Genomic DNA, 12,992 nt, shown 5'->3' with positions numbered 1-12,992 from the left:
TGCGAACCGTGGTGCCCCGCGGTGCCGCGGGGCTGCCGCCGGGCGGTGCTGCGGGCCGAAAACTAGGAGCCGCGTGAAACGGCGTTGTTACGGAGCCCCCGCGTTGCAATACCCGCTCACCGAGATTGCAGGCGTCCGTAGTTCCCCGGGTCGGCACGGGCGGCCGGGGAACCGCTGCCGTCCCGCGCTCCGCCGCGGGTGAGCGGGGTCACGGGTGCACTACTGTCATCGTTGACAGAACCGGCGCGTGCGCCGGGCGGCCGGCGCGCGGACGCGCGTGCCGACGCCCGCCGGACGCCGGTCCCCGATCCACCCGCCCGGAGGTCCCGATGTCCGCGCCCACCGTCCGCCAGGTCGTCGTCGAAGCCCCGGGCGAGGTGCGGCTGGAGGAGGTCGCCGCGCCCGTGCCCGGGCCGGGCGAGGCCCTGGTGCGGATGCGGGCGGTGGGCGTCTGCGGATCCGACGTGCACGCCTCGCACGGCCGCCACCCGTTCGTCCCCTTGCCCTACCGACCCGGGCACGAGGTGGTCGGCGTCGTCGAGGCGCTCGGTCCGGCGGCGGACGGCCCGGCGGTCGGGACCCGGGTGGTCGTCGAACCGATCCTGTCCTGCGGGCACTGCAAGTACTGCACCGACGGGCGCTACAACCTGTGCGCCACCATGTCGTTCTTCGGCTGCACCGCACCCACCGGCGGCATGGCCGACCTGTTCGTGCTGCCGGCGGACCGGCTGGTCCCCGTGCCCGACGACCTGGACGACCTGCAGGCCGCGCTGATCGAGCCGCTGTCGACGCCGGTGCACGCGGTGCGGCTGGCCGGCCCCGACCTGTCGGGGCGCACCGTGGCCATCCTGGGTGCCGGGACGATCGGGCTGCTCACCCTGGCCGCCGCCCGCCGGCACGGCGCCGCCCGGGTGGCCGTCACCGACACCCTGCCCGCCAAGCGCGAGCTGGCCCTGCGGCTCGGCGCCGACGCCGCCTTCGACGCGGCCGCCCCGGGCACCGTGCAGGACGTCCGCGACTTCCTGGGCACCAGCGCCGACGTGGTCTTCGACTGCGTGTCGGTCCAGCGCACCGTCGACCAGGCCGTGGCCATGGCGGTCAAGGGCGGCACCGTGGTGATCGTCGGAGTGCCGGCCGCGCCGGTCACCGTGCCGCTGCCGGAGATCCAGGACCTGCAGATCCGCATCCAGGGCAGCGCCACCTACACCCGCGAGGACTACGACGAGGCGATCGCCCTGCTGCGCGACGGTGCGGTGCGGCCGGCGGACTTCGTCACCGCCCGGTATCCGCTGTCGCAGGCGCCCGCGGCGTTCGCCGAGGCATCGAGCGGCCGGCAGGTCAAGGTGGTCGTGCTCGCGGAGTAGCGCCGGACCGGCACCCGGACATCCCCGCCGGGGACCGTCGCCCACCGTCCGGGCGGACGGGTGCTGCGCGGGGGCGCACGTACAGTGCGCTGGTGCCTCGCCCCCTCGCTCCCACCGACGTGCCGGCACCGGCCACCGTCACCGCGACCCGGGGTGGCGCCGGTGCCTGAGGGCCACACGTTGCACCGGCTGGCGCGCGAGCACCAGCGGCTGCTCGCCGGCCACACCGTGCATGCGTCGAGCCCGCAGGGCCGGTTCACCGACGGCGCCGCCATGATCGACGGACGGGTCCTGCGCAGCGCCGACGCGTGGGGCAAGCACCTGTTCCACGACTACGGCGAGGACGTCACGCTGCACGTCCATCTCGGGCTGTACGGGAAGTTCACCGCCGGCACCGGCGAGCCACCGGAACCGCGCGGCGCGCTGCGGCTGCGGCTGGTGGCCGACGACGTCTGGACCGACCTGCGCGGCGCGACCGCCTGCGAGCTGCTGGAGCCGCCGCAGGTCGACGCCCTGCTCGCCCGGCTCGGACCGGACCCCCTGCGGCCGCGCAGCGACCCGGAGGTGGCCTGGCGCCGGCTGTCCCGCAGCCGGGTGGTGATCGCGGCGCTGTTGATGGACCAGTCCGTCCTGGCCGGGATCGGCAACGTCTACCGGGCCGAGATCCTGTTCCGTCACCGCGTCGACCCGTTCGCGCCCGGGCGCAGCATCGACCACGAGCTGTGGCAGCGGATGTGGGCGGACCTGGTCGTGCTGATGCGTGCCGGGGTCCGCTCCGGCCGCATCGTGACCGTGGACGGCGAGTACCGGCCGCGCCGGCGCGGACCGCTGACCCGCGAGGAGTCGGTGTTCGTCTACCGGCGCACCGGCGAGCCGTGCCGGGTCTGCGGCACGCCGGTCCGCACGCAGGTGCTGGTGGGCCGGAACCTGTTCTGGTGCCCCAACTGCCAGCGGCCCTGATGCCGGGGCCGGTGGCGCCGGCTCACCAGATCTGCACGCGGTCGCCCTCGTCGAGCCACAGCGCGTCGCCCGGCGCGGTGCCGAACGCGCGGTGGAACTCGTCCAGGTTGCGCACCGTCTGGTTGCACCGGAACTCCGGCGGCGAGTGCGGGTCGACGGCCAGCCGGCGCTGCACCTCGGCCGGCCGGGTCTTGGCGCGCCACACCCTGGCCCAGTTCAGGAACAGCTCCCGCACCGCGTCGTCGCCGGCGTCCCGGCCGGCGGGGGTGCGTCGCCACGCCTGCACCGCGATGCCGAGACCGCCGAGGTCGCCGATGTTCTCGCCGATCGTCAGCTCCCCGTTGACGAACCGCCCGTCGGCACCCTCGGGCGACAGCGCGGAGTACTGCGCGACCAGCCGCCCGGTCAGCCCCTCGAAGGCGGCGCGGTCGTCGCCGGTCCACCAGTCGCGCAGACCGCCGCGGCCGTCGTACTTGGAGCCCTGGTCGTCGAAGCCGTGGCCGATCTCGTGCCCGATCACCGCGCCGATGCCGCCGAAGTTGGTGGCGTCGTCGGCGGCCGGGTCGAAGAACGGCGGCTGCAGGATCGCCGCCGGGAACACGATCTCATTCATCCCGGGGTGGTAGTAGGCGTTGACCGTCTGCGGGGTCATCAGCCACTCGTCCCGGTCGACCGGGCCGCCGATCTTGGCCAGCTCGTGGTCCAGCTCCACCGCCTCGGCCCGGCGGACGTTGCCGAGCAGGTCGGTCCGGTCCACCACCAGGCCCGCGTAGTCGCGGAACCGGACCGGGTAGCCGATCTTGGGCCGGAACTGGGACAGCTTGTCCAGCGCGCGGTCCCGGGTCTCGTCGGTCATCCAGGACAGCCGGCCGATGCTGTCCCGGTACGCGGCCAGCAGGTGCCCGACGAGCTCGTCCATCCGGGCCTTCGACTCGGGCGTGAAGTGCTCGCGGACGTACAGCTCGCCCAACGCCTCGCCGACCGCGCCCTCGACCAGCGACACCCCGCGCTTCCACCGCTCGCGCAGCACCGGGGTGCCCGACAGCACCCTGCCGTAGAAGTCGAAGTTGGCCCGCACCAGCACATCCGGGCCGTAGGGCGCCCACGCCCGGACCACCCGCCAGGTCAGCCACGCCCGCCAGTCGGGCAGCCGGTCCTCGGTGAGCAGGTCGCCGAGCGCGGCCAGGAAGCTCGGCTGCATCAGGTCGACCCGCTCGAGCAGCGCGGCCGGTGCCTGCAGGCCGTCCAGCCAGGCGTCCCACAGCACCGCGGGCACCAGCGAGTCCAGCTCGGCGCGCTCCGTGGGGTTGTGCGTGCGGGTGCGGTCGCGGGAACTGACCCGGTCCCAGTGCGCCGCGGCCAGCTCGGTCTCCAGCCCGACGGCCGCGGAGGCGACCAGCGGCGCCTCGTCCACCCCGGCGAGCTCGAGCATGCGGGTGACGTGCGGGGTGTACGCGTCGCGGATCGCGGCGAACGCCTCGTCCCGGTAGTACGACTCGTCCGGCAGGCCGATGCCGCTCTGGTACAGGTGCGGCAGGTAGTGGTCCGGGTCGTCGGCGTCCGGCCCGACGTAGAAGCCGACCGGACCGCCGACGCCCTCGCGGCCGAACCGGCCCAGCACCTGAAAGAAGCCGACCAAGTCGATGGCCCCGCCGATCCGGTGCAGCGCGTCCTGCAGCGGCGCGACACCGCGCGCCTCGACGAGGTCGGTGTCCATGAAGGACGTGTAGAGGTCGCCGATGAGCTGCCCGGGCGTGCCGGGGGCACCGGGCTCCGCGGCCGCGCGCTCGACGATCGCCCGGCAGGCGGCCTCGCTGGCGTCCCGCAGCTCCATGAACGCGCCGTAGGTGGACTGGTCCTCGGGGATCTCGGCGGTGGCCAGCCACTCGCCGTTCACCGCCCGGAACAGGTCGTCCTGCGGGCGGGGCCGATCGGCCTCCGCCGGGCCGGCTGCGCTGTCCGGTGTCGTGCTGTCGGCGACCACTGTTCCTCCCTCACGGCCCGGCGCCGCCGCCGGACCCGTCCTGCCACGCTACCCAGCCGGCCGCGGCGCACTCCGCCGGCCGTGGCGGGTCAGCGCCGGGTGACGCCGTGCAGGGTGCGCAGCCCGTCGCCGTCCCGGACCGCGCCCGGCGGCCGGGCGCCGGTGACCTCGAAGGCGTGGGTCCGGCCGGGCAGCAGGGTGACGGCGCCGTCGCCGCACCGGGCGTCGTCGTCCCAGCGGTCGGCCAGCACCACCACGTGCCGGGCCAGCCGTTCCGCGCGGACGGTCACCCGGCAGCCGTCGCCGGACGGCGCCACCTCGACGTCCAACCCGGGGTCCGGCAGCGCCAGCTCGCGGTCGGGCACGAAGAACCACAGCGCCTGCTCGCCGTCGCCGGTCTCGGCGACCAGCACCTCCGCGGACGGTCGGTCCGGAGTGCAGACCGCGGCCGGCAGCGCCACCTGGGCGACGGCCCGGCCGGCCACCTCGAAGGATGCCGACCACTCCGCGAGCACGTCACCGTCCAGCGACATCCGGCGCACGGTCAGCGGGCCGGACCAGGTGTCGCCGCCGTCGTTGACGGCGCACACCGCGAGTCCCTCGTCGCGGGGCTGCACGGTCAGCAGCCGGTCCGCGTAGGCGTCGCGCAGCCCGTACCACAGCAACTTCCGCCGGCCGTCGCCATCCACCGCCGCCCACGAGGTGACCGGCCAGCAGTCGTTGAGCTGCCACACCACCGACCCCATGCACCGGCCGCGCAGCGACCGCAGGTGCTCGACGCCGAACCGGACCGCCTCGGACTGCTGCACCGACATCAAATAGTGCCAGTCCTCGAACGTCGCGGCCTCCGGCAGGTGCGGGGCGGCGCCGCGGGCCAGCTTGCCGTTGCCGTCCTCGGCCTTCTGGTGGTGCAGCATCCCCGGGGAGTCCGGCCGCAGCGGCTCGTCGTGCACCGCCCGCCGCAGGGTGGGCAGCGTCGGCGGGCCCTGGTAGCCGAACTCGGCGGCGAACCGCGGGCGGTGCTCGCGGTAGGCGGTGTAGTCCCGCTGGTTCCACACGTCCCACAGGTGCATCGGGCCGTGCGTGTCCAGGTTGGGGTGCCGGTCCATCGACCCGGAGTACGGGCTGCCCGGGTAGTACGGCCGCGTCGGGTCGACCTCGGCGACGACGGCCGGCAGCAGGTCGAGGTAGTAGCCCGCGCCCCAGCTCCGGCCGGCCAGCTCGTCCCGCCAGCCCCAGTCGAAGTAACCCCAGATGTTCTCGTTGCAGCCGTTCCACAGCACCAGGCTGGGGTGCGGCATCAGGCGCTGGACGTTCTCCCGCGCCTCGGCCAGCACCTCGGACCGCAGGGGCTCCTCCTCGGGATACGCCGCGCACGCGAAGAGGAAATCCTGCCAGACCAGCAGTCCCCGCTCGTCGCAGAGCTCGTAGAAGTCCTCGGATTCGTAGATGCCGCCGCCCCACACCCGCACCAGGTCGACGTGGGCCTGGACCGCCTGGTCCAGCCGCGCCGCGAGGCGTTCCCGGGTGATCCGCGACGGGAAGCAGTCGTCGGGGATCCAGTTCACCCCGCGGGCGAACACCGGCACGCCGTTGACCACCACGGTCCACGCGGAACCCGTGGCGTCGGGCGAGGTGTCGAGCTCGACCGTGCGGAACCCGATGCGGCGGGACCACGCCCCCAGCAGCTGCGGCCCGGCGTCGCCGAGGTCCCCGGCGGCCGCCGCGTGGAGCTCCACGTCGAGCCGGTACAGCGGCTGGTCGCCCAGGTCATGCGGCCACCACAGGTCGACGTCCGGGACCGCCAGCTCGACCGTCACCGTCCCCGCCCCCGGCGCGACGGCCACCTCGGCACGCTGCCCGGCGACCGCCACCGCGGCGGTCAGCGCGGCGTCCCGGCCGGCGCTGCGCTCGACGTCCACCTCGACCCGGACCCGCCCCACGGCACCGTCGACGGTGACCAGCGGGCGGACGCCGGCGATCCGTGCGGTGTCCCAGGTCTCCACCGCCACCGGCCGCCAGATTCCGGCGGTGACCAGCGACGGACCCCAGTCCCAGCCGAAATTGCAGGCCATCTTGCGGACGAACTGGAACGGGGTCGGGTAGGCGTTCGGCCGCGGACCGAGCATGCGCTCCAGGTCGCGGGCGTACTCCCACGCGGAGTCGAAGACCACCTCCACCTCGTTGGGGCCGGGGCGCAGCACCTCGTCCAGCGCGATCCGGTGGCTGCGGTGCTGGTTGGCGAAGCGGCCGACCGGCACACCGTTGACCAGGACCGTGGCCACGGTGTCGAGCCCGTCCAGGGCGAGGTCGGTGCGCTCGGCGGCGGGCGGGGCGTCGAACCGGCAGCGGTAGGACCACCGCTGGTGGCCGATCCAGTCCAGGTCGAGCTCGTTGCGGTCCAGGTAGGGATCCGGGATCAGCCCGGCGGCCAGCAGGTCGGTGTGCACCGTGCCCGGGACGGTCGCCGGCACGCTGTCCGGCAGGGTGTCCGGCAGGGTTTTCGGCACGGTGACCGGCGTTTTCGGCACGGTGTCCGGCGACGGCGGCGCGGGGTGGCCGTCCGCCGCGCCGTCCCCGGGGCCGGCCAGGGCCAGGGTCCAGCCGTCGACGAGCGGGGTCCGGGACCGGGTCATGGCCGGAGCGTAACGACGGGAGTCGGTGCCCGCGCCGGCCGCGGCGCCCGCGGCGGCCCCGTGGTCACCGGGCGCTCGGCGGCGGTGGCCGGCGCTGGTGCGGTCCGCAGGTGTCGTCCCGTCCCGGGCCGGGGACCATCACGGGGACGGCGGGCCGGCTGGCCGGCGCACAGCACAGGAGGTGTCCATGGCGAGGATCGCGGTGACCGGTGGCAGCGGGAAGCTCGGCAGCGCGGTGGTGCGGGACCTGGTCGACCACGGCCACGACGTGGTGAACCTCGACCGGGCACCGTCCCCGGACGCCGTCGCGCCGTTCGTCCGCGTCGACCTGACCGACTACGGCCAGGCCGCGCAGGCGCTGCAGGCCGTCGACGACCGCTATGACCGCATCGACGCGGTGGTGCACCTGGCGGCGATCCCGGCGCCCGGCCTGACGACGAACGCCGCCACCTTCGGCAACAACATCCTGGCCACCTACCACGTGTTCTCCGCCGCCAGGGCGGCCGGCATCCGCCGGGTGGTCTGGGCCTCCAGCGAGACGGTGCTCGGACTGCCGTTGGGGCCGGACGCCCCGCCGCCGTACCTGCCGGTGGACGAGGAGTACCACCCGCGTCCGAACAGCTCCTACTCGCTGGCGAAGACGCTGGAGGAGGAGATGGCGCTGCAGTTCTGCCGGTGGGAGCCGGGGATGACGATGATCGGGCTGCGGTTCTCCAACGTCATGGCACCTGGGGACTACGCCGCCTTCCCCGGCTACGACGCCGACCCCGCCGTCCGGCAGTGGAACGCCTGGGGCTACATCGACGCCAGGGACGGCGCGCAGGCCGTGCGGCTGGCGCTGACCGCCGACCTGACCGGCCGCCACGTGTTCGTCATCGCCAACGCGGACACGGTGATGTCTCGGCCGTCGGCCGAGCTGGCCGCCGAGGCCTTCCCCGGGGTCGAGGTGCGCCGCGAGCTCGGCGAGCACGAGACCCTGCTGGGCATCGACAAGGCCCGCCGGCTGCTCGGGTACGAGCCGGCGCACAGCTGGCGCGACCACGCCGGCTGAGCCACGCAGCAGCTCCCGGTGTTGCCGGGACCCTGCCGGTGGGACCCTCGTCCCGACCGTCCCACGGATCCGCACCCGCCCGCCCGAATCGTCCAGGAGACCCCGTGACCGACACCTCCACGCAGAGCCCGACGTCGAGCACGGCCCACGAGGGCTCCGGCGCCGGCGGCTACGTCACGAAGGGGCAGGAGTTCAACCGGGACACCAACTACATCACCACCCGGATCACCGCCGACGGCCGCGACGGCTTCCCGGTCGAGCCGGGCCGCTACCGCCTGGTGGTGGCGCGCGCCTGCCCGTGGGCCAACCGCGCGATCATCGTGCGGCGGCTGCTGGGCCTGGAGCCGGTGCTGTCCATGGGCGTCTGCGGCCCGACGCACGACGAGCGCAGCTGGACCTTCGATCTCGACCCTGGTGGGGTGGATCCGGTGCTCGGGATCCCGCGGCTGCAGGACGCCTACTTCCGGCGCGACCCGGACTACCCCCGGGGCATCACCGTGCCGGCCGTCGTCGACATCCCGACCGGCGCGGTCGTCACCAACGACTACCCGCAGATCACCCTCGACCTGTCCACGCAGTGGACGGCGTTCCACCGCGAGGGCGCGCCGGAGCTGTATCCCGAGCGGCTGCGCGACGAGATCGACCACGTCGCCGATCTCGTCTTCCGGGACGTCAACAACGGCGTCTACCGCTGCGGTTTCGCGGGCTCGCAGGAGTCGTACGAGCGGGCCTACCACCGGCTGTTCGACCGCCTGGACTGGCTGCAGGAGCGGCTGTCGACGCAGCGGTACCTGGTCGGCGACACCATCACCGAGGCCGACGTCCGGCTGTTCACGACGCTGGCCCGGTTCGACGCGGTCTACCACGGCCACTTCAAGTGCAACCGCAGCAAGCTGTCCGAGATGCCCGTGCTCTGGGCCTACGCCCGCGACCTGTTCCAGACCCCGGGTTTCGGCGACACCACGGACTTCGTGCAGATCAAGCAGCACTACTACATCGTCCACAAGGACATCAACCCGACGCAGATCGTGCCGGTCGGGCCGGATCTGCGCGGCTGGCTCACGCCGCACCACCGGGAGGAGCTGGGCGGCCGCCCGTTCGGCGACGGCACCCCGCCGCCGCCGCCCGTGCCGTCCGAGGTGGTCGATCCCGAGCACTGGGTGACGGACGGCCGCGCGCACTGAGCTGCGGCGGCCGGCATGGTCAGTCGGTACTGCCGGCCGTACTGCCGGCACTGCACGGTCAGTCGGCACGGTCAGCCGGCGGGGACCCCGGCGTCCAGCACGGTCGACACGGGCTGCGGTTCCCGCCCCACCAGCTCGGCGAGGGTGGGCGCGGTGACCGCGAACTCGCCGCGGCGGGCGGCCAGGAAGAGCGTGAGCAGCATCCGTGCCGCCGGTTCCGGGACGCCGTGCCGGACCAGCCCGGCGACGTAGTCCTCGTCGCCCACGACGACCCGCCGGACGGTCCGCCCGGACCGCTCGGACAGCAGGTCGGCGACCTGCTCCAGGGTGACCGCCTCCCGTGCGGTGAGCACCGAGGTGTCCCGCTCCGGCCGGTCGGGGTCGGCCAGCACCGCGGCCGCGGCCTCGGCGAGGTCGTCGTGGGTGGTCCAGGAGACCGGTCCGTCCTCGGGCGCGACCAGCTCGCCGGTCTGCAGCGCCGCTCCCACCAGGCGCGGCACGGTCGACGCGTGGAAACCGTCGCGCAGCGCGGTGAACGGCACACCCAGCCCGGACAGGTGGGTCTCCGTCGCGGCGTGGTCCCGGGCAGGCTCGAACAAGGAGTCCGGGCCGGCGGCCTGGTGGCTGGTGTAGAGGATGCGCTGGGCGCCGGCCTCCAGAGCCGCGTCCAGGGCGACCCGGTGCGCGGCGACGGCCTCCTCGCCGAGCCGGTCGACCGAGACGACGAGCACCTGCGAGGCGCCCTCGAACGCGGACGCGAGCGTCGACGGATCGGCGAAGTCGCCGCGCCGGACCCGCACTCCTCGGTCCGCCAGCTCCGCGGCGGCGTCCGTGTCACGGACGCTCACTCCGATCCCCTCGGCCGGGACCCGTTCGAGCAGATGCTGGACGATCCGCGAACCGAGCTGCCCGGTCGCTCCGGTGACGACGATCATGCGTTCTCCTGATGCCTCGCTTTATCACTGCTAACACACAGACGTTATCACCGGAATGGAGCGATAGACGGCGGCTAGGGTCGACCCGTGACCCAGGTCGAGCCGCGGACCCCGCCGCGGAGTGGGCGCCCGGAGGTGCGGACGCGCATCGTGGACGCCGCGGCCCGGTTGCTGCACGACGGCGGTGCGGCGGCGGTGACCACCCGCGCCGTCGCCGAGGCGGCCGCCGTGCAGGCGCCGACGATCTACCGGCTGTTCGGCGACAAGGACGGGCTGCTGGACGCGGTCGCCGAGCACGCGATGAGCCGCTACGTCACGGCCAAGGCACCGGTCGGCCCAGTCGGCGCTGTCGGCGCTGTCGGCGCTGTCGGTGCTGTCGGCGCGGCCGGCGCAGTCGGCGCGCCCGGCGACCCGGTCACTGACCTGCGCGCGGCATGGGACAACCACATCCGCTTCGGCCTCGACAATCCGGTGCTCTTCGCCTACCTCGCGGACCCCGACCGCGCGTCCCGGTCGCCGGCCGCCGCGGCCGGCCTCGACGTGCTGCGGGCCCGGGTCCGCCGGCTGGCCGCCACGGGTCGGCTGCGGGTCGCCGAGCGGCACGCCGTCGACCTGATCCACGCCGCCGGCACCGGCGCCGTGCTGACCTTGCTGGAGAGCGCCGCCGGGGACCGCGACCCCCAGCTGGCACCCGCCCTGCTCGACGCCGTGCTGAGGACCGTGCTCACCGACGCGCCGGCCGACAGCGTCGACCGGCCCGCCGGTCTCGACGGCGGCGGCCGGTTCGACGGTGTCGGCAGCGTCGAGCGTTCCGACACCGTCGACGGGAGCGACACAGAAGCCGCCGGAGGCGGTCTCGCCGGCGCCGACCCCGCCGGCACGGCAGCCGCCGCCGACACCGTCACCACCGCGGCGGTCACCCTGCGGGCGGCCGCGGCGGACCTGCCGGAGCTCACGGCCGGGGAACGCGCGCTGCTCGTCGAGTGGCTGGACCGGGTGGCGGCGACACCACGCCCGCCGCGCGGTCCCGCGGGACCGCGCCCGCGGGACCGGTCGGGTCAGGACGGCGAGTAGCGGCTCTCCAGCAGCCGCAGCCAGATCTCGCTCGCCGTCGGGTACGACGGCACGGCGTGCCACAGCGTCGGCAGCGGCACCCGGCCGACGACGGCGACGGTCGCGGAGTGCAGCAGCTCGGCGACGTCCGGGCCGACGAAGGTGGCACCGACCAGCACGTCGGCCGCCCGGTCGATCACCAGCTTGGCCCGGCCCCGGTAGTCCTCGCGCAGCAGGTAGGTGCCGGCGACGGACGCCAGGTCGTACTCGACGGCCTCCACGTCGACACCCTTGTCCCTGGCGTCCTGCTCGGACAGCCCGACGGAGGCCACCTCGGGATCGGTGAAGGTGACCTGGGGCACCTGGTCGTGGTCGGCCGTGTCCCGGTACCACGGGCCGTCCAGCGACCGACCTTCGGCGCGGGCGGCGATCACCGCCCCGGCGATGCGCGCCTGGTACTTGCCCATGTGCGTCAGCAGTGCGCGACCGTTGAGATCGCCGACCACGTACAGCCAGTCGCCCTGGGCGCCGGTCACCGTCAGGTGGTCGTCGACCGGGAGGTAGCCGCGCCGGTCCGTCGCGTCGGTGAGACCGACGGTGTCCAGGCCGATGTCGCGGCTGGCCGGGACACGGCCGGTGGCGACGAGGATCTCGTCCACGGTGACCGACCCGTCGCCGAAGTGCACGGTCACCGGCCCGCCGTGCACGTGGCCCTCGCCGGTGTCCCGCGCGTCCGCGCGCTCCACCCGGTCCACCGAGGCGCTCAGGTGCACGGTGACCCCGAGCTCCTCCATCCGCTGCCGCACCAGGTCCCCGGCGAACGGCTCGTTCCGCGGCAGCAGGCCGGGGGCGTTGCCGATCAGTGTCACCTGGGAGCCGAGCGCCTGCAGCCAGGTCGTCGCCTCGCACGCCACCACCCCGCCGCCGACGACCGCCACCCTGGCCGGCACCTCGTGCTGGTTGGTGACGTCCCGCGACGTCCACGGCAGGGCCTCGCGCAGCCCGGGCACCGGCGGCACCGCGGCCGTCGTGCCGGTGGCCAGCACGACCGCGTGCCGGGCGTGCAGGGTGCGCACGCTGCCGTCCGCCGCGGTGACCTCGACGGTCCGCTCGCCGGCCAGCCGCCCGCGTCCGCGCACCACGTCGATGCCCGCGCCGTTGGCCCACTGCACCTGCGAGCCGTCGTCGTGGTGGTTGACGATGGTGTCCCGCCGCTCCAGCACGGCCGCCACGTCCAGCCCGCGGTCGCCGACCAGCGACTTCACCCCGGGCATGTGGCGGGCGTCGTCGAGGACGTTCCACGGCCGCAGCAGCGCCTTGCTGGGCATGCACGCCCAGTACGAGCACTCGCCGCCGACCAGCTCGGCCTCGACGATCACCGCCGTCCGGTCGCTGCCCTGGATGGCGTACTGCGCGGCGTTCTCGCCGGGCGGACCGCCGCCGACGACCACCACGTCCCAGGTGTCGGCCGGCGCGCCGGACTGTGCGGTCCCGTCAGGAGCCGGGGCGGACGCGGAGGCGGAGGCAGCGGTCATGCCTGCACGCTAGTGGCAGCCGGTGCGCGGCGTCCTCCCTCGCTGGGAGGGAGGACGGCGCCGCCCGCGGACCGGGAGGGACACGTGCCGACGTACGGGGTGGAGGTCGACGTCGCTCTCGGCCGGCCACCGCGGTGCGACGGCACGCGCTACTACCGCGTCCAGGCGCGGTCCGGGTCCGCCGCGGAACTGCTCGCCTGCCAATGGGCGGCCCTGCGGTCGGTCATGCCGGTGGCCTCGCGCGTCGTCGACTGGGACGACGAGCCGCCCCTGCCGGGCCGGCCGTGGGG

The 12,992-nt window shown here is 74.6% G+C and carries 9 protein-coding genes; 5 read left to right on the top strand and 4 right to left on the bottom strand.

What is annotated here, in order from left to right:
- The first annotated feature begins 329 nt into the window (after positions 1-329).
- Entirely contained in the window at positions 330-1,364 is a 1,035-nt protein-coding gene (locus IEY37_RS10130; protein ID WP_188941382.1) for a zinc-dependent alcohol dehydrogenase, read from the top strand.
- 162 nt (positions 1,365-1,526) lie between these two features.
- Positions 1,527-2,324: an Fpg/Nei family DNA glycosylase gene (locus IEY37_RS10125; RefSeq protein ID WP_188941381.1), complete on the top strand. Its 798-nt coding sequence runs from the start codon at positions 1,527-1,529 to the stop codon at positions 2,322-2,324.
- Between the two features lie 22 nt (positions 2,325-2,346).
- On the opposite strand, the gene IEY37_RS10120 is transcribed toward IEY37_RS10125, so the two are convergent.
- Both IEY37_RS10120 and IEY37_RS10115 read right to left on the bottom strand, forming a co-directional pair.
- Positions 2,347-4,308: a M13 family metallopeptidase gene (locus tag IEY37_RS10120; RefSeq protein WP_188941380.1), complete on the bottom strand. Its 1,962-nt coding sequence runs from the start codon at positions 4,306-4,308 to the stop codon at positions 2,347-2,349.
- A gap of 89 nt (positions 4,309-4,397) precedes the next feature.
- The gene (locus IEY37_RS10115; protein WP_188941379.1) at positions 4,398-6,944 is read right to left on the bottom strand and encodes a glycoside hydrolase family 2 protein; all 2,547 of its coding nucleotides are present in this window, start codon (positions 6,942-6,944) and stop codon (positions 4,398-4,400) included.
- A gap of 187 nt (positions 6,945-7,131) precedes the next feature.
- On the opposite strand from IEY37_RS10115, the gene IEY37_RS10110 reads away from it, so the two are divergent.
- Both IEY37_RS10110 and IEY37_RS10105 read left to right on the top strand, forming a co-directional pair.
- Positions 7,132-7,995, top strand: coding sequence for an NAD-dependent epimerase/dehydratase family protein (locus IEY37_RS10110; protein ID WP_188941378.1), 864 nt, complete (start codon positions 7,132-7,134; stop codon positions 7,993-7,995).
- A 104-nt stretch (positions 7,996-8,099) separates the two neighbouring features.
- Entirely contained in the window at positions 8,100-9,179 is a 1,080-nt protein-coding gene (locus tag IEY37_RS10105; RefSeq protein ID WP_188941377.1) for a glutathione S-transferase family protein, read from the top strand.
- A 71-nt stretch (positions 9,180-9,250) separates the two neighbouring features.
- Here the strand turns inward: IEY37_RS10105 and IEY37_RS10100 are convergent, their stop codons facing one another.
- Complete coding sequence (locus IEY37_RS10100; protein WP_188941376.1) at positions 9,251-10,114, bottom strand: NmrA family NAD(P)-binding protein; 864 nt, start codon at positions 10,112-10,114, stop codon at positions 9,251-9,253.
- A gap of 87 nt (positions 10,115-10,201) precedes the next feature.
- Here IEY37_RS10100 and IEY37_RS10095 point away from each other — a divergent pair, with 87 nt between their 5' ends.
- Positions 10,202-11,188 (top strand): TetR/AcrR family transcriptional regulator, encoded by a 987-nt coding sequence (locus tag IEY37_RS10095; protein ID WP_229674248.1) that lies wholly within the window; start codon positions 10,202-10,204, stop codon positions 11,186-11,188.
- On the opposite strand, the gene IEY37_RS10085 is transcribed toward IEY37_RS10095, so the two are convergent.
- Positions 11,173-12,702: a dihydrolipoyl dehydrogenase family protein gene (locus IEY37_RS10085; protein ID WP_188941375.1), complete on the bottom strand. Its 1,530-nt coding sequence runs from the start codon at positions 12,700-12,702 to the stop codon at positions 11,173-11,175. The two genes, IEY37_RS10095 and IEY37_RS10085, sit on opposite strands and share 16 nt — an antisense overlap.
- Between the last annotated feature and the right edge of the window lie 290 nt (positions 12,703-12,992).

This window comes from Nakamurella endophytica, assembly GCF_014646215.1.
GTDB lineage: Bacteria > Actinomycetota > Actinomycetes > Mycobacteriales > Nakamurellaceae > Nakamurella > Nakamurella endophytica.
The sequence above is the reverse complement of the archived record's forward strand: the minus strand, read 5'-3'. Positions and strand labels throughout refer to the sequence as shown.

Coding starts and splice junctions, on each gene's coding strand:
- IEY37_RS10085 (WP_188941375.1), bottom strand. CDS start 12,702: ATGACCGCTGCCTCCGCCTCCGCGTCCGCCCCGGCTCCTGACGGGACC.
- IEY37_RS10100 (WP_188941376.1), bottom strand. CDS start 10,114: ATGATCGTCGTCACCGGAGCGACCGGGCAGCTCGGTTCGCGGATCGTC.
- IEY37_RS10130 (WP_188941382.1), top strand. CDS start 330: ATGTCCGCGCCCACCGTCCGCCAGGTCGTCGTCGAAGCCCCGGGCGAG.
- IEY37_RS10110 (WP_188941378.1), top strand. CDS start 7,132: ATGGCGAGGATCGCGGTGACCGGTGGCAGCGGGAAGCTCGGCAGCGCG.
- IEY37_RS10115 (WP_188941379.1), bottom strand. CDS start 6,944: ATGACCCGGTCCCGGACCCCGCTCGTCGACGGCTGGACCCTGGCCCTG.